The organism is Carnobacterium sp. AT7, from assembly GCF_000171855.1.
In the GTDB taxonomy this organism is placed as follows: domain Bacteria; phylum Bacillota; class Bacilli; order Lactobacillales; family Carnobacteriaceae; genus Carnobacterium_B; species Carnobacterium_B jeotgali.
Map to the genome: position 1 here is coordinate 59,379 of NZ_ABHH01000010.1, position 20,067 is coordinate 79,445.

The window sequence follows — 20,067 nt, forward strand, 5'->3', positions numbered from 1 at the left end:
TTTAGAAGAACTAGTTACCTGAACGAATTTCTTTGTAACGGTCAGCAAAAGTTCTAGCTGTCTCTGTTACTGCTTGGTATCCTTTTTCAGCTACGTCTTTTGTTAAAGCACTACCTACTCCAACGCCCCATGCTCCGTTGTTTACCCAAGTAGCCATATTTTCAAGATTTACTCCGCCTGATGGCATTAATTCTACTTGAGGAATTGGTCCGTGAACGTCTTTAATAAAACCTGCTCCTAATATTCCACCTGGGAATACTTTAGCAACTTCTACTCCAGTAGCCATTGCATTTGCGATTTCTGTAACAGAGCCACAGCCTGGCAAATAAGGAATAGTATAGCGGTTACAAATAGTTGAAATTGCGGGGTCAAAATGTGGGCTGACGATAAACTTAGAACCTGCTAATATAGCAATTCTAGCTGTTATATCATCCATGACAGTTCCTGCACCAATTACCATGTCCGTTCCTGCGAATTCAGCTGCTAAACGAGAAATAACTTTATCTGCGTTTGGTGTACTGAAAGTTACTTCGATATTTTTTATTCCGCCTTCATAGGTTGCTTTTGAGATTTCATATCCATCATCTTCCGATTTTCCACGAACAACCGCGAATAAAAAATTTTCTTCTAATTTTACTAATGTTTCTCTTTTAATACTCAACTAAAGTCCTCCTTTTAAGCGACAGTTTCACAATACGATACCTTATTTCATAATACGGATTAATTATAACTGGTTTATGCTCCATAGTCAACACAACCTGACTTTAATTTCAAAAAATTATCTTTTTTTGAAAACGTTCTCTTTTTTTATTATACTCTCTTTTAAAGTTCTGTAACTGAATCCTGCTTGAAATTATGCTATTGAATTATAGGAGTTTCGCGATTTATTATTTTCAGCTACTTGTTCTTTTTTTAAAACTATCCTATACTGTTTTATATCTATCGTATCGCATTATAAAACGCTTTATCCAAATAATGTAAAACTATACTTTAAAAAGGATGTTAAAAAAATGGTTGAAAACTCACCCAATAGAGTACAGTCAGTTGATCGTGCTCTATTAATACTTGAAACGCTTTCAAATTATGATATGCTCAGTTTGATGGAACTTAGTGAAAAAGTTCATCTACATAAGGCGACTACTCACCGTCTTGTCAATTCTCTTCTCGAAAATGGGTACATTGAAAAAAATCCTTTAACTAAGCAATACAAAATATCCTTAAAACTTTTTCAAATTGGAAATCGCCGGGTTCAAAATATTGATTTCCTAAATGTGGCCAAAAGTATGATTCGTCAGTTATCATTAGATTTAAATCAGACAGTTCATCTAGTAGTTGAAGATAATGAAGAAGTGCTCTATATTGATAAACACGATCCAAGCGGAAATGAAAATCGCTTAAGTTCAAAAATTGGTAAAACAGCTCCAATGTACGTAACTGCTGTAGGAAAAGCCATTTTAGCAACAAAATCGAACGAAGAAATTAGAGCTATCTGGAATAAAACTGATATCCAACCCTTTACAAAACATACGATTACCTCTCTTGATGCGTTCATGATGGAAATTGAAAAAGTACGTCAAAAAGGATATGCCATCGACAATGAAGAAAATGAGTACGGTGTTCTTTGTATTGGAACTGTTTTTTCTAGCTATAAAGATCTTGCAGCGGGTGCAATCAGTATTTCTATTCCTGCTACGGATGCGGATGATGAAAAAAAAGCTATATATATTGAAAAGATTATTGATACTTCCAATAAAATTTCTCGTTTACTAGGTCAATTTTAATTATTGCTCAATCTAAAACTATCCCAGCGAATTCTAATTCGCTGGGATAGTTTTTTAATTTAAGTATTGCTTAAACATAAGTACACAACAAATACCTTTATATAAGAACTGCTAAAATAGGCAGACTTATCTTATATAAAGGCTAATTTGTCATTTATTTACTTGTAAAACGAACTCTTAATATTTAGTATCTTCGAAACCACAGAATGCATCCACTGGAGATACCCCTACAAATTCAGTACGACCTAGGAATTTGTCTACCAAGGCTTTCAATGTGAATTCCTTGCTATCATAAGCATTGATGTATGTTTGTACTTGAGGTACATCAGCTAAATGGAACGGAGATTGCAAGGATACGAAGATTGTTGGTATTTCATGGACATAAAAAGGAATATCTGGAGTCCCTTTTGATGCTGGCCATTGAATACGTTGATCCGTATTTGGATTAACCACTGCTAAATTAATGATTAAATCATAATTTTCTGTTAAATCGGCAATAGGACGTTTTTGCGCATACACATTTCTAAGTGCCACTTGTCTTTCCTCTTCAGGCATTTTCATAATTTTTTCTTCAGCAGCTTCCCAAATTGACACTTCAAAGCCTTCTGCTTCAAGTAATTCTTTCATTTTTGCAGATGGTTTTACGTTTTCACCAATCATCGCTCCGAAACCACCTTGTGTTCCTTGAACATCCACTAATAAAACACGTTTGTGCGATTTTGGAGAAACAGGGAAAATATTTTCATTGTTTTTTACTAACGTAATAGCTTTATCGGCAACTTCTTCGGCAATTTTTTTATTTTCAGGTAAACCAATTTTAGCCATTGCTTCTTCTTTAGAAGGTAAAAGTTCTGTTTTAGCTTTTTTGTGCAAACCGATAGCTGCTTTAGTTCCTAAGATACGAGTCAACGCTTCTTCTAAACGATCTTCAGTAATTACCCCGTTTTTGTATCCATCCATCATCCATTGGAAATCTTCATCTGGATCATTAAAGAATAAAAATAAATCTGAACCAGCTGCTACAGCTGCTGGAAGCATATCTTTACGTTTCATTGCTCCTGTTAAAGCTACCATGTGACTTGCATCAGTAACAACAAGTCCATTGAAGTTCATTTTGTCTCTCAACAAGTCAGTTAAAATGTATTTGTTGATTGTAGCTGGAAGTGTGGCTTCTTGTACCGTTGCATCTGGTTTGAAATACCGTACATAAGAAGGTAATGAAATGTGCCCAGCCATAATAGATGGAAGTCCAGCATCAAATAGTGAGCTGTATACTTTTCCAAAAGTAGCATCCCATTCTTCTACTGAATAGTGGTTAGGCGCAAAAGATAAATGTTGGTCACGTTCATCAATTCCGTCTCCAGGGAAATGTTTTGCAGCTGGAGCGATTCCACTTTCTTGAATCCCTTTCATGTAAGCTAAAGATAATTCAATTGTTTGATCAACATCTGCACTCCAAGTACGAGTCGAGATGATTGGATTACGCCAGTTACGTAAAAGGTCAACGATTGGCGCAAAACTCCAGTTACATCCGATAGCTGCAGCTTCAACACCGGAAACACGTCCCATTTCATAAGCATATTTCGGATCATTTGTAGCAGCAATTTTCACTTCATTACCGATATATGTTCCATCCGTACTAGCGCCATTTCCGCCCATTTCTGTATTAGCAGCAATCAACAATGGAATTTTACTATTTTCTTGTAAAATACGGTTTTGTTCGTAGACTTCATCCGATTTTGCCGGATTATATCGAACTCCGCCAATGTGATAATCATTTACTACACTTGTTAAATATTCTTCCGTACGGCTTGAACCCATATTAATAAACAATTGACCAATTTTTTCTTCTGTCGACATGTCTTCGATTGTATCTTTCACCCATTTGATAGCTGCTTCGTCTAAACTATAAGGTTTTGCTTGTAAATCTACTTTCATCATAAATATCTCCTTTTAATTTTATTTTTTAGCTATTTTCCTATTTAAAAAATAACAATAACTGACACAATAAAGTAAAAACCGTTTTCAATTCCATTTTAAATACTCAGTTTTCTTGTTCTGTTATCAAGAAAACTAAGTTTCATATAATGATACTCGGTTTCGTAAAGCGCTTTTATTATAGCATGGTTAATTTATTTTGTCATATCCTTTTTCTAAATTTATTTATTTAAAACGACTAAGTAGGAATAGACATCTGCTGAATGACTAATCTATTAGGTTATGAATTCTATATTTTTTAGGTTCGGCAAGTTGATTAAGCTCTATTTTTTATATTAACTCTCTCGCTGTTTTTCTATTCAAGGAAAGCTTACTAAAAAAACATTCTAGTAAATTAAACGGTTCTTATTGGTAAATGAATAAAAAAAGAAAGCTTATCGATGTTAGCTTAATCAGCTAATATCAATAAGCTTTCTTTTACTTGAATGAAACTAACAATTTTTTTACCGTTTAGCCGACTGTTTTTCTATAAAATCTAGTAACGTTTTTCTATCTGGCAGACCTTCATTATCGCCTAAATTTTGGACTTGAATAGCACCAATTGCATTTGCGCGAACAGCAGCTTCTTCTAACGATAGCCCATCTAAATAACCGCTAATGATTCCCACGGCAAAGCCATCTCCTGCACCTACAGTGTCTACAACTTTTTCAGCTTTAAATCCTGGGACAAAAACTATTTCTTTTCCAACACCTTTTACATATGCTCCAGATGGTCCCATTTTAATCACGATATATTTTACGCCTTTTTCAAAATAGAACTTAGCAATGTCATCTGGTTCTTCTAAATCTGTTAAAATTCTTGCTTCTTCAATACCAGGCAAAATGACATCCGCATAGGTTGCCAATTCATTCAATACTTTTTTCATCGTTTCCTCGTCTTCCCATAATGCAGGGCGCAAATTAGGATCAAATGTAATGAATGTACCGGACTCTTTTGCTTTGCCCATTAAATAATAAATCGTACTTCTAACCGAACGACTCACTGCAGACGGAATTCCAGTAATGTGTAAAACCTTTACCTTTTTAAAATCAACCAAATCAATGAGATCTTCAATAGACAGTTCAGAAAAAGCACTGCCTTTTCGATAGTAAGCTGTTTCTGGATCGCCTTCTTCTGTTTTACTCTTAAGCATAAAACCAGTATTGCTTTTTTCATCAAATGAAACAAATTCCGTTCCAATACCTTCTGATTCTAAAAACTTCAAAATGTAGCGTCCAAAATAATCTTCTCCTAAACGAGTGATCAATTCAACATCCATCCCTAGTCGTGACAACCCGATGCTTACATTGACTTCTGCTCCGGCAACTGTTTTAGAAAAATATGACGCATCATCTAACTTTCCAGACTCATTCGCACTAAATAAGCCCATTGCTTCTCCAATTAAAACAACATCTTTTTTCACTTTTTCCCACTTCCTAATCCAATTATTCTAAAAAAAGGTCAAGTATTTCCCTGACCCTCTCATTTTTTATGTTTATTTTTTATAATTAAAGTCGGGGATACTTTCCCATCGGTCTTTCAATGAACGGACAACCATTTTCGGTTGACGAGCACGGTTGAATACACCTTTTTTGTTTCCTTGGACACGATTGATGCCTTGTTTGGTTTCAAAATCAGCAAAGTTCCATAATTGTTCTCCAACAAAGTTAGGAATTTCATCAAACACTTTATGATTCATTGCGTAATAATCCACTTGGTATTCTTCCGTGAACATTTGGTTTTCGATTCCATGCATTCCAGGAACTGTATCTGCACCATATTCAGTATACATAATCGGTTTTTCAGGATACATTTCTTGCCATTTCAGTAACTCTTTCCGTGTACTTTCTTCTGCGGATTTTAAATCTCCACCTTGCATATACCAGCCATAATAGCGGTTCAACGCGATAACATTGGCTAACTCTTCGCATTTATCGGCTTCTGGAGTGGACATCATGATATTCACATAGGTACATGGCCGGTTTTGCGGATCTAATTCTCTAGCAAGTTTAAACAACGGTTCAAAATACTCATAAGAACCACTTTGATGGGTTGCAGGCTCATTTGCAATAGACCACATCACCACGCTAGCATGATTTTTATCACGATTAATCAGCTCACGAATCACTTGTTCATGCGCTTCTCTTGTTTGCATGATCGACCATGTATTATTATCTACTCCTTCATCTCCACCCATAGCATCAAGATTAAAATTAAATGATTCAAGCAATCCAACAGCTGTTGTTTCATCAATTACAACGATTCCTTCACGGTCGCATAGGCGCATCATTTCTTCTGAATACGGATAGTGAGATGTCCGGAATGAATTTGCACCCATATATTTGAATAAGTTTAGATCTAATACATTAGCTGCTTCATTGATTCCACGTCCATTGATGTACGTATCTTCATGTTTTCCGAATCCTTTAAAATAGAAAGGTTCGCCATTAATTAAGAATTTACCTTCTTTTGTTTCAACAGTCCGGATACCAAATGTTTCTTCGTAAGTGTCCACCACTTCTTCAGCGGTGATACATTCTATTTTAGCCGTATACAAATAGCTGTTCATTGGTTTCCATAGATTGACAGCTTCAATGAACATTTCTGTTTCTTTTCCAGCAGCCGTTGCTACGATTTGATTTTCTTCATCAAAAACGGTTACTTTTACTTCATCAAATTCACCGACTGTTTTTACAGTGAAGGCTACTTTTGCTGTTTTTGCAGTGACATCAGCTTCAGGAACGATGATAACGTCTTCAATATAATCCCAAGGAGTTGAATAGACTTTGACCGGACGCTGTAAACCAGCATAATTAAAGAAGTCAAAATTTTCATCAACATTACGAATGAGACGCCCATCTTCATCTGTCGATTCAGTGTAGTTTCCTACTGGTAATGTTGTGTAATCTAAGATATTGCTGATGCGAACGGTCAAACGATTTTTTCCTAAGTTTACGTGTTCATTGATTTCACTTTCAAATGGCATAAATCCACCTTTATGGTGCATCACGAACTCTCCATTAATATAAACCCATGCTTCATGAGTTGCAGAACCAAAACGCAAGACTAATCGTTCTCTTAGTATCGGTTTTGCAATAGAAATTTCTGTTTCATACCAGACAAAACCATTATGATCACGAATTTCAGAAATTACACCTTGATCATTAAATGAAGCTGGGACAGCCATGACATCTCTTGTTGGTAATGGTTCTTTAACGTCGATTTCTTTCAATTCTTTATCAATCATAAATTTCCATATTCCACTTAAGTCCGTTAATGTGCGGGTAGCTGTAGTTATTGGATATAACATATCACACTCTCCTTTTTCCTGGTAATTTTATTATAGCGTTTTCATTTTTATTTTTCTCGTAAAATCTTAACAAAACAAGTACAATTGTTGCATCAGCCTAAAAATACTAGTAACATTCGAATTGGAGGTGCCTTTTATGACTGAAAAAAACAACTATTCAAAAGAAATTTATCATCTGTGCTCCTCATTTTATGACTTATCAAACTTAGCGATTCAATACATAGACAATGAAGGGAAAATCCTAGTCCAAATGATTCAACCACATTTTCCTGATGAAATCTTGTCCTCGACTAATGATTCTTTCCAAGAGGTAGAAAAACAATTACGGCAACAAAAGCCTGATTGTTGTTACTTTTTCATTACTAGCTTCCAATTAGAGTACATTGCAATCGGTTTATGGAAAGAAAAAGAATTTAAAGGCTCCATTTTAGTTGGACCTTTCCTTTCCACTACACCTAACTTAGAGTTCATTAATTACATCACTTCAATAAATCACCTGCCTCTTCATACTCGAAAAACACTGGCAAATTTCTATGAATCTTTGGTTATCGTACATTCTCAAGAACTGCACCATTTGAATGTCTTGCTAATTAATTTGTTCTCTCATCCTTATATCATGCCAGATCTACGTTCGTCTGAACCTGTACAACCTACTTCTACTAGACGCGAAGTACGTTATAGGCAACAGAATGCACAACAACTTATTGAAGCACGATATCAATTTGAAAACATTTTAATGGAAGCTATCTCTAAAGGAGACAGTACTCTAGCTGTAACAACTATGAATGATCACCAAGAATTGACCGACTTTTCAAGTCGCAATACTGCTGATCCTGTTCGAGCATATAAAAATATTTTAGTTACTTTGAATACACTCAGTCGTAAAGCAGCTGAGAAAGGTGGCGTGCACCCTATTTATTTGGATAGTATCTCTGAAAAATTCGCTCTTATGATTGAGCGTACCAAGGATTTACCAAGTTTATCTGAGATTAGTCGAGTACTCTTAACCGAGTACAGTGAAAGTATCTGGCTATATTCCAATCCAGAATACAGCACTATTGTCAAAAAAGCGATTCATTACATTTTATTGCACATTGATTATCCTTTAACTTTAGAAGAAATCGCCAGGAATATTTATGTCAATCCAGCTCACTTATCGCGTAAATTCAAAGGCGAAACGCAGATGACTCCTACCCAATTTATCCATTTAAAAAAAGTAGAAGAAGCAAAACTTCATCTTGAAAAAGGGCATTTAGCCATCACTGAGATAGCTTTACTCGTCGGCTTTAATGATCCAAATTACTTTGGTAAGGTCTTTAAAAAGGTAACCGGCATGACCCCCTCTCAATTCATTAGGAGTACAAAAAAAACGCTTAAGAGGTAATGCCTAATAATGATCGTTAAGAGTAATTTAAAGCAAAAAAAGAACTGCTGAAACGCTGCAGTTCTTTTTTACTATCGTTTAGTAAACTTAAACTCTTTCTGCTTCTTTTCTTACTTGCGCAGGATTTGTTTGGGTATCATCTGAAAGTAATTTATTAGCAACTAGTAAAAGAATCGGTAAAATAACGTCATCTGCATACCCAACTACTGGAATAAAGTCGGGAACAAAATCGATTGGACTAATAATATAGAGAATAATCCCTGCTACCATTAGTTTCTTTTTTCCGCTTGTTTTTGTATTAAATAACGAAAGGATCAGCGACTTTACTTGTGACATTGGGGTCTTAGTTTGCTTTGTTTTCATTTTCATTTTTTATGACCTCCGTTTAATTTAACTACAGTTAGTATAGCTGCAATTCCCTTAAAATGTATCGGTCTAAAGCATGATTTTTTAACGTATCACATTAAGCCATCTATTTAAATACTTCCTAAAATAACACCAACACCATAAGCCACCAAGGCTGCCAAACCACCAATTACTAACATTTCAAAGCCAGATTTCAACCAGTTCGATTGTGTAATTTTTGATTTTGCTGCACCTAGAATAAACAAAGTCATCCCTGTAAGTAATGCAGCAATATAAAAAGCGTTTTGCAATAAACCAGGTATATACATAGATAATACGTAGATTAAAAGAGGCACTACGCCAAAGACACTAAATGATAAAAAAGTTACTATTGCATTTTTCAAAGGTGAATCCTCTGTAGTACTAGAGCCATATTCCATTTTCATAATTTGGTTCACAAATGGTTCTTCGTATTTTGCTAGAGTGGTTACTAATAAATTAGCATCTTGTTCATCAATCCCTTGTTCGGTTAAAGAAGCCTTTATCTGCTCTGCTTCTTGTTCTGGATTTTCCATTATAGCAATCTGTTTTTTATGACGTACCGTTTTTTCATATTCATTTTGCGATTTTGTTGAAAGAAAATCTCCTACTGCCATTGAAAATCCATCAGCCAGTAAGTTTGAAAAACCTAAAATCAACACAACTTTAAAGGATAATTCTCCACCAACACTTCCTGCTACTACAGCAAATGTTGTTATGATGCCATCTAATCCTCCATAAACGATACTTTTAATGTACTTTCCTTTACTATTATGAACTATTTTTTCCGGTTGATTCATTTTCATTCCTCCTTAAGCTCAAGTCAACAAAAATAAATAGTTGAAGGAATATAGCACTAGCCTTTCCGAGTTCTTTTTATTTAATTCCCCATACTAAAAGTGATGAATTCTATCACCCATAGCGTTAAAATTAAAAGGAGTAAACTAACCGATAAAAGAAAGATTCCAACTAAGAGATAGTTGACTTTTTTTTGGACTACACTATCTTTAATCGAAAAAGCTACTATCAATAGACCTATACAGCTTATCCCGATTGATACCATTTTTTCTAAGTCAGTAATAGTTGAGGAAAAAAAACCATGTGTGAGTAAGAAAAACTGAAGGCTCAAGAAAACTATTTTAGCGTTATCTATTCTTTTTACCACCATACCATTCCTCCTTAAACAAATCACACTACATGTGAATAATATAACAATGTCTAACATTCATTGCAATACTTATTTAATAAAACAGACATATATTATTTAGCTCTTTTAAAAAATCTTGTTCATTAAATTCAATATAAAACGATATTATTATCCTAACATAGGGCAAAAAAAGTCATTCATCTGTTTTTCTTACTTCTTACTGTGCTTCATTCTGGACTAACCATTAAATTTTTCTCTACCCATACCTCTTCATTGGAATTTTTTATAATCACATCAAATAGTTTCCTGTAAGGATGCATAAATAGTTCATATTGGATGCGGCGTTGTTTATGAGACTCTAATAAAACATTTATATCCGTACCTCTTTCCAAAACATCTCTTCCAACTCTTCTTCTTAGCTCTGTTTCATCATCCGTATAAAAATAAATGTTCAAATCAATTAATTCAGGATCAATAAACGCCACGCTCATTCCTTCTATAATGGTAACTTTTTTAGGAGAAATGAGTTCACTTTTACTATAAAAAGTATCTATCGTGTAGAAATCTAACCCAGATTTGACCATTCGAATATCTCTTTCTAGGGACACTATATGATGAGCATCTGGATGGCAAGCAGTCATTTTCGACTGATAATATTTATTTTGATAACCATACTGGATCATAGTGTATTGTCGTAATTGCGATGTGATTATATAGGGATCTGTGTTAATATGCGATACTTCATTTAACCCTATCAAATGTGCAAGTTTAGTAGCAAAATTCGTTTTCCCTGCAGCACCATGACCTGATATGGCAATAATCACCGGTTTATCCGATTTATGTATCCAGTTTAGGACTTCATTAAGGATATTATTCATTTTCCACCTTTTTCTATTTAATTTTTTTTAACGTTTAACGATTTAATCATCTATTATAGAAATTACTTTATTTTACCATTAAAGAAAACGCTTTACTTGTAACTTTTCATTTCATGCTGGAAAAATAACTACCTTTATGTAAAATAAAAAAAGCAATACAGTCATTTAAAATGAACCTCTACTGCTTTACAGTTTATTGAATTGTGAAGTTAGTTCAGCATTACTTTTTAGTGTAGTCTACAGTGGTTTACTATTATACCAGTCGGCTGAATCAAGAAATGCTAAATTATTTTTTTGCCATTTTATACCGGCTATCATTTTATTTGATTTAAACGTTAATTTCTTTTCACCTCTAACTTTCAAAACTATTTTGTACTCTATCAATCCTTTTTTAATTCTAAGGTACTCTATGTCTTCATAAGGAAACCGAATATGATTACCTGAAAATTGACCCATCATTGTTAAGCCAACTAACGTGATCTCTTCTGAAGAAAAGAACAATAAGTAGTATTGCATATCTACAAAAGATGCTAACGCTCCATAAGTAAAGCTAGACATAATCCCTGGTTCTGTATACCCATAAACAAAATTTTGAGACACTGGAATATCAAGTGGTTCCATATAAGTTTCAATATTCTCTATTTTCATTGCTTCATTCACTACCAACAACCCCTTTTTACCATCTTATCTAACTCAGATAGAAAAAGAAAATAATAATCTTTTTCCTGTTAACTATCTTATTCATCAGCACTAAGAATCTATAAAACAACATACAAAAAAATGCCCATGATCATAAAATAAATAGCTCAAAAAAAATATCCGGTACACGATGCTTTTTACAAAACGCTGTACATCATTCTTTTTTGGATTATAGTACACATCAAGAACAGAGCCGCGTGAAAACTTAAAAAAGAGCTAGCACACCAAAATAGGCGTACTAGCTCTTTTATCTTATCTAGTTTTACTTCTTATTACTTAAATTCTTTTCCTCTAAAACAGGCAACTATTGAATAACTTTTAAAAATTCTTTTAAGAAGTCAGCTGAATTCCCAACATAACTAAAATCTGAGTAGTTAAAAATAGGTGCTTCTGAATCTTTATTAACAGAGATGACTAGTTCAGCATTTTCTATCCCGGTTGTATACTGCACAGCTCCATGGATACCCAAATTAATCAATATTTTAGGCGCAATCGTATTTCCAGATTGTCCAATTTGATCTTCACCACTAAATCTAGGATGATCTGTCAAAGGACGTGTTACGCCGATTTTAGCACCTAATTTGCGAGCAAGTTCTTCCGCCAAAGCAAGTTCTTTATCATCTATAGAACCGCGTCCTAATGCAATAACTCGATCAGCATTAGCGATACTATCGCTTTTAGAAATCAGCGGTGTTTCTTCTATAATTTTCACACGTGCTGCTTCTTTAAATGTTAAATCATTTATTTCAGTCACCTCAACTGTTTTACTGCTACTTTTCTTAGCTTCAAATGTATTTGGTCTTACAGAAGCCATTTGAGGACGGTGGTTAGGACTGATAATTTCACACATGATATTATCTCCATATGATGGTTTTGTTTGAACCAACAAGTCACTATCAAATGATAAGTTTAGACAGTCTGAAGTCAAACCCGTATTTAACTTTGCTTGCAATCGAGGTGCAATTGAGCGGCCAACAACTGTTGCACCGAAAAGGATGCTATTTGGTTGACGTCGTTCTGCTAATTCTGCCATTAAACTGGCAATTTCAGAATCCATCGCATTTTCCAAACGATTGTCTTTTACAACAATGATTTCATCAGGACCATATTCTTTGATAGCTTCTTCCAGTTTTTGGTCTTCTGATTCAAATAAAATTACAACAACCTTTTTATCGCCTGCAATCTCATTTGCTTTAGTTATTAATTGATAGGTAACCGGCTGGATGATCCCTACATGTTTTTCTGCATATACCCAAATTTCTTGGCTAGTCATTTTTCTCAACCTCTCTTAGAGTAAATTAGTGGCTCTTAATTGTATTAATAATTCACGAACAGCTTCATCAGCCGATCCTTTAAGGAACGTTGTTGCTTTTGCTTCTTTTTCCGGTGCCCATACACTACGGACAACAGTGGGAGAACCCTTCAAACCAATTCTATCAGCATCAACAGGCAAGCTGTTTTCATCCCAAATACGAATGGTTTTCTTATAACTTTGTTGAATATTACGAGGCGTTGGGTAACGTGGTTCGTTCATTTCGCTACGAACCGTTACAACTGCTGGCAATTGGAATTCAATTTTTTGTTGCATGTTTTCTAACAAACGAGTTGCAGTCATAGAATTTTTAGTATGACTATGTAACTCACTGACAAATGTAATTTGTGGCCAGTCTAAAAATTCAGATACGATTGGACCAACTTGACTAGTATCTGCATCGACCGATTGGCGACCGAATAAGACTAGGTCTACATTGCCTAATTCTTTAATAGCTTGCGCTAAAACATATCCTGTTGCTAGTGTATCTGCTCCACCAAATTGACGAGAACTTAACAGCACGGCATCGTCACATCCCATAGCTAATCCTTGGCGCAAAGTCATTTCAAAATCTGGAGGTCCCATAGATAGAAGTGTAATTTCGCCACCCCATTCTTCTTTTAATCGAAGAGCTGCCTCTATGGCATTTTTATCATAAGGGTTCATAACTCCTGCTTCTCCAGAACGAACAAGGTTTTTAGTAACTGGATCAATTTTCAAATTATTAGAAACTGGCACTTGTTTAATACATACTACAATTTTTAAGCTCATTGGACTTATTCCTCTCTCTCATTCACAACTTCTTTAGCTATTTCAATCATCATTTTTTCTAGTGACCCTTCGGCAAGTTGTAACGCACGAGCATCACGAATTAAATGTTCTACGGGATACTCACGACTATACCCATATCCACCTAATACTTGCAAAGCATGATCAGCAGCAATAACGGCAGCACGACTTCCGTATGATTTCGCCATAGTAGATACTTTAGCGTAAGATTTACCTTCTATTTTCAACTTAGCTGCTTCTTGATAGAGTAGCTGTGCGTTTTCTTTTGCAATAGCAATTTCAGTGATTTTCGTTTGAATAGAATGTAATTGGATAATCGGTGTATCAATTGCATCACGTTTTTTTGCGTAATCAACCGCAATAGTCAACGCATGTTCTGTAATTCCAGCTGCGATTGCTCCCATTGAAATACGAGCATCATAGTGAGCATTATCGCCTATTTCCACACCTTGTCCTATTTTACCTAGCAAGTGCTCTTCAGTAACTGTTACGTTTTCTAAGAAGATTTCTCCTACAGGCGTTCCAGTCATACCAATGAATTCTTCTCTTTTACCATGTTTAAATCCAGGCATGTCTTCATCGACAAGGAAACATGATAATTCGTTTGGCGCAGTTTTTAAGAGTACACAGTACACTTGAGCTAAGCCACCATTGGTAATCATTGTTTTATTTCCGTTTAAGATCCATTTATCTCCATCTTTCACGGCACTAGCTGTGAAGCCCATTACATTAGATCCACCTTGTGGTTCTGTTGAAGAAAATCCAAAGACACGGTGGTTTGCTTGAGGCAAATATTTTTCTTTTAATTCAGGTGTTGCATATTTCATTACTTGATCAACCGTTTTATAATGTCCTTCTAAAGTAAATGCTACACTCGCATTTCGAACAGCAAAATCATATACCGTTTGCGAACTAGCAATAACATCAAATCCGGCTCCACCGTATTCTTCTGGTATGGTCAAGCCTAAAAATCCTATTTTAACAAGTTTATTCCATAGGCTTTCAGGATAGTTTCTTTCTTTATCTATCAACATATCTAATGGTTTTACCTCTTTATCAGCAAAATCAGTCACCATCTGATGCAACATTACTTGAGGCTGTGTTAATTTTATACTCATTTTTACACTCCCTTTGTTCAATTATGCACAAAAAATAAAACATCTATTTAACAAATTGATTATAGTCTATTATTTTTTCAATAGACTTGATTTAAATCAAGTACATTCTAATTAATATTGCTAATGAACTCTTTTATAATTCATAAGAAACTGGTAAACTGTAAACGTATTATGAGGAAGTATTGAGGAGATTACAAGATGACTAAACGATGTTTAAATTCTGAGCAACAGAATAGTACTTGTCAAAAAACAGGAGATATTTGCATAGATTCTATCCCATTATTTCAATCTTTAGCACCCATACAAAAGAAAAGAATTCATTCCCTAATCCAGTCTAAACACTACTCTCGCGGTGAAACCATCTATCGTCCTGGAGAAACTGCGGACTCCCTTTATGTCTTGAGAAGCGGGAAAATACGTGTATACCGATTATCCGATTCCGGAAAAGAACAATTGATTCGAATTGTCTATCCAGGAGAATTTACTGGAGAATTAGCGTTATTCAAAAAAGGCATTTACGAAGCATTTACGGAAGCGTTAACAGATTGTTCTATTTGTGCAATTAAGCATACTGATTTCAGAGAATTACTCCTCCAATACCCACTAATAGCTGTCGAGATGTTAGCTACTATTTCGAACAGATTGGGAATGTCTGAGCAACAAACCGCTTGGGCTACTACTGAAACCGTAAGAAATAGATTGCTACATTTTTTAATCAGTTTAGTTGACTCCAAAGAAAATGAACCTATTATTGAATTAAAGATGGCTAAAAAAGATTTAGCTTCTTATTTAGGAACCACTTCCGAATCTTTAAGTCGAGAACTTGCCCATTTAGAGAAAGAACACGTTATTCAAGAAATTTCTTATGGAAAAATCAAATTATTTAAATTAGACTAACACTAACGATTTGCATTTTAGTCCGTCCTTGGTTTTGAAGATAACTTATTTTATACATTAAAAAGAGCAGTACCTCAAAATAATGAGGTGCTGCTCTTTACTTTACACTATCTTATAGTTTTGCTTGCCATTTATTTGCCCAAACATTTTCGTTTGGCGTTCCTTTAAATTCGGATTTACCTTCTAATTTATCGATTACTTGTTTGATTGTTTCTTCGTTATTATGGTATGCATTCACAAAAGTTTTAACCATTGTTGCATCATGTAAATGAGTCGTAAAGTTTAGTGATACGAATACAGTGGGTACTTCGTATACGAACCAAGGAACTTCATTAGACATTGCTGTACTCCATTGGATACGGTAATTATTTTGTGCACCATATCCAACAATGTCAGAAACTTCTAAAGCTAAATCAACGTTTTCACGGTATTCTATTGTCTTGCCTTTTACTCGTGTAGATCCATCATTTAACGTTACTTCATAACCACGAGACGTCAATTCGTCTGTAATTTGTTTAGCAATATCAGATCCACCTTCGTAGATTCCACCTTTTTCACCTTCAAGCATATATAAACGAATGCGTTTGTGTGTTTCAGGACTGATAGGTAAGTTATTTTGAGTATCTTTTACTAAAGTGATTCCTTTGTCTGCTGCGTCAGCGCGCATTTGTAAATGCTCTTCACTACCCACAACTTCTAACTCAGATTCATCTTTTAATAAAGTACCTTCAGCTTGTTTTGTATTCAAGTTTAACTTAGCTTTTAAACCTAAAACACGTTTTAAAGCATCTGTCATACGTTCTTCAGTAATCACGCCGTTTTGGTACCCTTTTAGCATGAAGCCAAAGTCTTCATCGATATCGTTGAAAAATAAGAACATGTCACATCCAGCAGCAATTGATTTAGGAACATAGTCTTCGCGACGCATAGCTGCCGTCATACCTAACATATGAGAAGCATCTGTGATCACCATACCATTGAAATCTAATTTAGTTTTCAATAAGTCTTGAATCAATTCAGGTGCTAAAGTTGCTGGTAAGATATCTTTATCTTCTAACGTTGAATCCAAAGCTTTTTGGTACTCAGGTAAAGCAATGTGTCCAGCCATAATCATTTCAACACCATTGTTGATATGGTTACGGTAAACGCGTCCGAATGACTCTTCCCATTCATCAACCGATAATTCATTCACACCTAAAACTAAATGTTGGTCGCGTTCTTCAGTACCGTCACCAGGCCAATGTTTGATACATTTAATAACTTCACTTTGGTCTAAGCCTTCAAGGTAAGCATTCGTATATTTAATAACATCATCTGCATTTGTACCGTAAGCACGAGTGTTAACAATAGTATTTCTCCAGTTTTTCAAAATATCTACACATGGATCAAAGTTTACATTTACACCCATCGCAGCTTCTTCACGTCCAGAAACATAGCCAGCATTGTAACCAACTGTTGTATCTCCAGAAGCTTCAACTTGTGCTCCAGAAGCAATATACGTACCATCATTAGCAGCACCATTACCACCTGCATCGCAGTTAGCAGCGACCAACAAAGGTATTTTCGAATCTTTTTGAAGTGAATTAATCAATTCTTGTACTTGTTTAGCTGATCCACCTTGGTAACGTGCTCCACCAATGTGGTATTTTTCTAAAATTTCTTTATTTGTCAATGTGTTACCACTGAATTGATCTTTTCCAAAGAAGAATAAGTTTGTAAATAATTGTCCCACTTTTTCTTCGTCTGTCATGCTAGCGATTGTGTTTTCCACCCATTTAATAGCATCATCATTTAAATTATACGGTTTTGCTTTTAAATCTACTAATTTACCCATAATAATCTCCTAACAGTTCATTTTTTTTGTTTACAACCCCATAATAAAGAAACCGTTATCATTATACTTTCACTATTTTTGTTTTTATTATATAATTATGTTTTAATGGACAATTAATTTATAAGGAGATCATATAGTGAACTTGGAAAAAGAATTTACAGCACATGGTGTTTGTCAATTAATCTATACTATTATTCAAGTTAATACTCAATACTTTAGTGTTGATCATCTAACACAAAAAAGCTTCACGACTACGCAAATCCCTACCTTTTTACAAACTCATATTGAGCAATCGCTATTTTCTATAGAAAACCGCTTATTACACAAAAAAAAGAACGATGTCTATTTTCATAAAGACCCTAAATTACAACTCTACTATTTAGGAAAAGGTGTATGGAAAGACAACTACTATCAAGGAACTATTGTGATAGGTCCCTTTATTTCAGATACTCTTCCTAACGACTATTTAGAACAATTAAAAACTCAATTTTCTATTGAAAATGATTCTTTAGTTGTATTAAAACAATACATTGAGAGCTTAACGATTATTAATCAGAATCGTTTATCCTCTATTAGTTATTTATTGACAACTTTTACTCCTAAAAAAATTATTCAACCAAATATGATTTTTTCAGATATGGGTGAAGCAACTTTAATTCAGAATACTTTAGCCTCTAACGAAAATAGCTATGCTGAAATAGAAAAGAGTTATCAAGTAGAAAAGAAAATTCTGAATGCAGTTGAAAAAGGCGATCATGAAAAGGCGATTGAACTTTTAGAATTTTATAAAATTGATTTAACTTATCGTATACCTGGAAATCCATTACGAACCTATAAAAATCTAGGATTTTCACTCAATACTTCTCTACGTATTACAGTTGAAAGAGTAGGGGTTGACCCCATTTATATTCATTTACTTTCTAATAAGATTGCTATTCAAATTGAAAATTTAACCACTATCTCAGAGCTTGAAAATATCCGCACATTTATGGTGATTGAATATTGTCAGTTAGTTGACGCAGAGCGTTCAAAACGATACAGTCCAGTTATAAAAGAAGCGGTTACCTATATTCAACTCCGTTATTTTGAAAAGATTTCTCTTTCTACAATAAGTACAAAATTAAATATCAATGCTACTTACCTTTCTAAACGATTTAAAGTAGAAACTGGTCAAACGATTACTCATTTTATCCAAGACGCTCGAATCAATCATTCAAAACAATTGATCAAAGATAATGATTTATCTATCACTGACATCGCTTTAAAGGTTGGATTTGAAAACTCAAATTACTTTTGTACGGTATTTAAAAAACGAACAGGTGTGACTCCTAGACACTATTTTGAGCTTTAATAATAGTAACATCTTTTGAATATCGGAATTTGATTGTTTAGATTTCCAGTATTAGATACACAAAAGAGCAAAACCACTTTACATGGTTTTGCTCTTTTGTGTTCTTTTTTAAATAGTGATTTCAACCCAATTGCCTTCTGGATCGGATACAACACTTTCGTAGTACCCATCTCCTGTCCAACGAGGTTCTCCAATAATAACGTATCCAGCTTCTGCTAGTTTTTCCGTTAAAGCATTAACAGTAGCTTCATCTCCAACACTGATTGCTAGATGTGCCCATCCTAATGGAGTTTCTGCTAGTTTTTGTGTAACAGTCGGTTGTTGCATCAATTCTAAGCGCACTGTAGAATCAGGAAAACTCAAAAAATAACTAGCAAATCCTCGAGTAACATTTTCATAACGTTCTCCCGCTCTAGCTAAAAAAAATGTTTCATAAAACTGACGCATGCGTTCAATATCCTTAGACCATACAGCTATATGCCCAATTTTCATTATATATTATCCTCTCTTATCAAGTCATTCTTTTTTTCAATGGCAACTTCTGCCCAATAATCTGCTTGTTGAGCTTCCCAAAACACTTTATCATCATGAGTAATCTCACGCATAACACGACAGGGATTTCCAACTGCTATCGTATTTGCTGGAATATCTTTTGTAACAACAGAGCCTGATCCAATAACAACATTATCTCCAACAGTAACACCTGGATTCACTACGGAACTACCACCAATCCAAACATTATTTCCAATCACGATGGACTTTCCGAATTCTAATCCACTATTACGTACTGTAGGATCAATCGGATGCCCTGCAGTATATAGACACACATGTGGACCAAACATCACATTATCACCGATTGTGATTGTAGCCACATCTATCAAAACACAATCAAAATTAGCATAGAAGTTTTTTCCAATAGTAATATTTTTCCCGTAATCAATCCGTAAGTTTGGCTGCATGTAAATATTTCCTGCTACTTCATCAAAAATTTCAGTCAGCAATTCTGTCCGGTAAGTACTTTCTTCTTCTGTAGTGCCATTAAATAATCTTACTAATTTTTGTCCTTTTTGTCGTATCGTCTTCAACTCTTCTCCTTGTGCTCGATACAACTTTTCAGAAAGCATTCTCTCTTTTTCAGACATCTTTTTCCTCCTATTTTTCTAATTCGAAACCGTTACCATTTTTTTAGCATGAATTCTTAAAAA

Annotated in this window: 18 protein-coding genes; 4 read left to right on the plus strand and 14 right to left on the minus strand. The window is 34.6% G+C overall.

All coding sequences use genetic code 11. The features are described 5' to 3' along the window. Nucleotides 1-10 precede the first annotated feature (10 nt). Entirely contained in the window at nt 11-661 is a 651-nt protein-coding gene (locus tag CAT7_RS05535; RefSeq protein ID WP_007722964.1) for a bifunctional 2-keto-4-hydroxyglutarate aldolase/2-keto-3-deoxy-6-phosphogluconate aldolase, read from the minus strand. 349 nt (nt 662-1,010) lie between these two features. On the opposite strand from CAT7_RS05535, the gene CAT7_RS05540 reads away from it, so the two are divergent. Further along, entirely contained in the window at nt 1,011-1,781 is a 771-nt protein-coding gene (locus CAT7_RS05540) for an IclR family transcriptional regulator (protein ID WP_007722965.1), read from the plus strand. Between the two features lie 177 nt (nt 1,782-1,958). Here the strand turns inward: CAT7_RS05540 and CAT7_RS05545 are convergent, their stop codons facing one another. The 3 genes from CAT7_RS05545 to uidA all read right to left on the minus strand — a co-directional run bounded on the left by CAT7_RS05545 (nt 1,959) and on the right by uidA (nt 7,069). Further along, nucleotides 1,959-3,719 carry a glycoside hydrolase family 3 protein gene (locus CAT7_RS05545; protein ID WP_007722966.1) on the minus strand — a complete coding sequence of 587 codons (1,761 nt, stop codon included), beginning with the start codon at nt 3,717-3,719 and terminating at the stop codon, nt 1,959-1,961. A gap of 503 nt (nt 3,720-4,222) precedes the next feature. Next, nucleotides 4,223-5,182, minus strand: a complete 960-nt coding sequence (locus CAT7_RS05550; protein WP_007722968.1) for a sugar kinase — start codon at nt 5,180-5,182, stop codon at nt 4,223-4,225. Nucleotides 5,183-5,254: 72 nt separating this feature from the next. Next, on the minus strand, nt 5,255-7,069 hold the full coding sequence (gene uidA, locus CAT7_RS05555; protein WP_007722971.1) for a beta-glucuronidase: 1,815 nt from the start codon (nt 7,067-7,069) through the stop codon (nt 5,255-5,257). A 136-nt stretch (nt 7,070-7,205) separates the two neighbouring features. Between uidA and CAT7_RS05560 the strand changes: the two genes are divergently transcribed. Continuing rightward, nucleotides 7,206-8,453: a helix-turn-helix domain-containing protein gene (locus CAT7_RS05560; protein ID WP_007722982.1), complete on the plus strand. Its 1,248-nt coding sequence runs from the start codon at nt 7,206-7,208 to the stop codon at nt 8,451-8,453. An 87-nt stretch (nt 8,454-8,540) separates the two neighbouring features. Here the strand turns inward: CAT7_RS05560 and CAT7_RS05565 are convergent, their stop codons facing one another. The 7 genes from CAT7_RS05565 to CAT7_RS05600 form a co-directional block, all read right to left on the minus strand. Beyond that, nucleotides 8,541-8,822: a YkvA family protein gene (locus tag CAT7_RS05565; RefSeq protein WP_007722983.1), complete on the minus strand. Its 282-nt coding sequence runs from the start codon at nt 8,820-8,822 to the stop codon at nt 8,541-8,543. Between the two features lie 107 nt (nt 8,823-8,929). Then, complete coding sequence (locus CAT7_RS05570) at nt 8,930-9,637, minus strand: VIT1/CCC1 transporter family protein (RefSeq protein ID WP_007722984.1); 708 nt, start codon at nt 9,635-9,637, stop codon at nt 8,930-8,932. 574 nt (nt 9,638-10,211) lie between these two features. Further along, the gene (locus CAT7_RS05580) at nt 10,212-10,862 is read right to left on the minus strand and encodes a uridine kinase family protein (protein ID WP_007722986.1); all 651 of its coding nucleotides are present in this window, start codon (nt 10,860-10,862) and stop codon (nt 10,212-10,214) included. Nucleotides 10,863-11,099: 237 nt separating this feature from the next. Next, nucleotides 11,100-11,522 (minus strand): hypothetical protein, encoded by a 423-nt coding sequence (locus CAT7_RS05585; protein WP_007722987.1) that lies wholly within the window; start codon nt 11,520-11,522, stop codon nt 11,100-11,102. Nucleotides 11,523-11,865: 343 nt separating this feature from the next. Next, a complete protein-coding gene (locus CAT7_RS05590) occupies nt 11,866-12,834 on the minus strand; it encodes an electron transfer flavoprotein subunit alpha/FixB family protein (RefSeq protein ID WP_007722988.1) in 969 nt (322 codons plus the stop codon). 15 nt (nt 12,835-12,849) lie between these two features. Beyond that, complete coding sequence (locus tag CAT7_RS05595) at nt 12,850-13,644, minus strand: electron transfer flavoprotein subunit beta/FixA family protein (protein WP_007722989.1); 795 nt, start codon at nt 13,642-13,644, stop codon at nt 12,850-12,852. A gap of 5 nt (nt 13,645-13,649) precedes the next feature. Further along, a complete protein-coding gene (locus CAT7_RS05600; RefSeq protein WP_007722990.1) occupies nt 13,650-14,780 on the minus strand; it encodes an acyl-CoA dehydrogenase family protein in 1,131 nt (376 codons plus the stop codon). 198 nt (nt 14,781-14,978) lie between these two features. On the opposite strand from CAT7_RS05600, the gene CAT7_RS05605 reads away from it, so the two are divergent. Continuing rightward, a complete protein-coding gene (locus CAT7_RS05605) occupies nt 14,979-15,677 on the plus strand; it encodes a Crp/Fnr family transcriptional regulator (RefSeq protein WP_007723000.1) in 699 nt (232 codons plus the stop codon). 112 nt (nt 15,678-15,789) lie between these two features. Here CAT7_RS05605 and CAT7_RS05610 read toward each other — a convergent pair whose 3' ends face one another. After that, on the minus strand, nt 15,790-17,511 hold the full coding sequence (locus tag CAT7_RS05610) for a glycoside hydrolase family 3 protein (protein ID WP_007723002.1): 1,722 nt from the start codon (nt 17,509-17,511) through the stop codon (nt 15,790-15,792). A gap of 136 nt (nt 17,512-17,647) precedes the next feature. Between CAT7_RS05610 and CAT7_RS05615 the strand changes: the two genes are divergently transcribed. Then, nucleotides 17,648-18,862, plus strand: a complete 1,215-nt coding sequence (locus CAT7_RS05615; protein WP_007723005.1) for a helix-turn-helix domain-containing protein — start codon at nt 17,648-17,650, stop codon at nt 18,860-18,862. Between the two features lie 108 nt (nt 18,863-18,970). On the opposite strand, the gene CAT7_RS05620 is transcribed toward CAT7_RS05615, so the two are convergent. Next, nucleotides 18,971-19,354 (minus strand): VOC family protein, encoded by a 384-nt coding sequence (locus CAT7_RS05620; protein WP_007723007.1) that lies wholly within the window; start codon nt 19,352-19,354, stop codon nt 18,971-18,973. Continuing rightward, complete coding sequence (locus tag CAT7_RS05625; protein WP_007723009.1) at nt 19,354-20,004, minus strand: sugar O-acetyltransferase; 651 nt, start codon at nt 20,002-20,004, stop codon at nt 19,354-19,356. Before CAT7_RS05625 ends, CAT7_RS05620 begins: the two co-directional genes overlap by 1 nt. Between the last annotated feature and the right edge of the window lie 63 nt (nt 20,005-20,067).

What these genes read in the sequence shown, in the direction of transcription:
- CAT7_RS05540 (WP_007722965.1), top strand. Translation starts at nt 1,011, where the DNA reads ATGGTTGAAAACTCACCCAATAGAGTACAGTCAGTTGATCGTGCTCTA.
- CAT7_RS05545 (WP_007722966.1), bottom strand. Translation starts at nt 3,719, where the DNA reads ATGAAAGTAGATTTACAAGCAAAACCTTATAGTTTAGACGAAGCAGCT.
- uidA (WP_007722971.1), bottom strand. Translation starts at nt 7,069, where the DNA reads ATGTTATATCCAATAACTACAGCTACCCGCACATTAACGGACTTAAGT.
- CAT7_RS05560 (WP_007722982.1), top strand. Translation starts at nt 7,206, where the DNA reads ATGACTGAAAAAAACAACTATTCAAAAGAAATTTATCATCTGTGCTCC.
- CAT7_RS05565 (WP_007722983.1), bottom strand. Translation starts at nt 8,822, where the DNA reads ATGAAAATGAAAACAAAGCAAACTAAGACCCCAATGTCACAAGTAAAG.
- CAT7_RS05570 (WP_007722984.1), bottom strand. Translation starts at nt 9,637, where the DNA reads ATGAATCAACCGGAAAAAATAGTTCATAATAGTAAAGGAAAGTACATT.
- CAT7_RS05580 (WP_007722986.1), bottom strand. Translation starts at nt 10,862, where the DNA reads ATGAATAATATCCTTAATGAAGTCCTAAACTGGATACATAAATCGGAT.
- CAT7_RS05590 (WP_007722988.1), bottom strand. Translation starts at nt 12,834, where the DNA reads ATGACTAGCCAAGAAATTTGGGTATATGCAGAAAAACATGTAGGGATC.
- CAT7_RS05595 (WP_007722989.1), bottom strand. Translation starts at nt 13,644, where the DNA reads ATGAGCTTAAAAATTGTAGTATGTATTAAACAAGTGCCAGTTTCTAAT.
- CAT7_RS05600 (WP_007722990.1), bottom strand. Translation starts at nt 14,780, where the DNA reads ATGAGTATAAAATTAACACAGCCTCAAGTAATGTTGCATCAGATGGTG.
- CAT7_RS05605 (WP_007723000.1), top strand. Translation starts at nt 14,979, where the DNA reads ATGACTAAACGATGTTTAAATTCTGAGCAACAGAATAGTACTTGTCAA.
- CAT7_RS05610 (WP_007723002.1), bottom strand. Translation starts at nt 17,511, where the DNA reads ATGGGTAAATTAGTAGATTTAAAAGCAAAACCGTATAATTTAAATGAT.
- CAT7_RS05620 (WP_007723007.1), bottom strand. Translation starts at nt 19,354, where the DNA reads ATGAAAATTGGGCATATAGCTGTATGGTCTAAGGATATTGAACGCATG.
- CAT7_RS05625 (WP_007723009.1), bottom strand. Translation starts at nt 20,004, where the DNA reads ATGTCTGAAAAAGAGAGAATGCTTTCTGAAAAGTTGTATCGAGCACAA.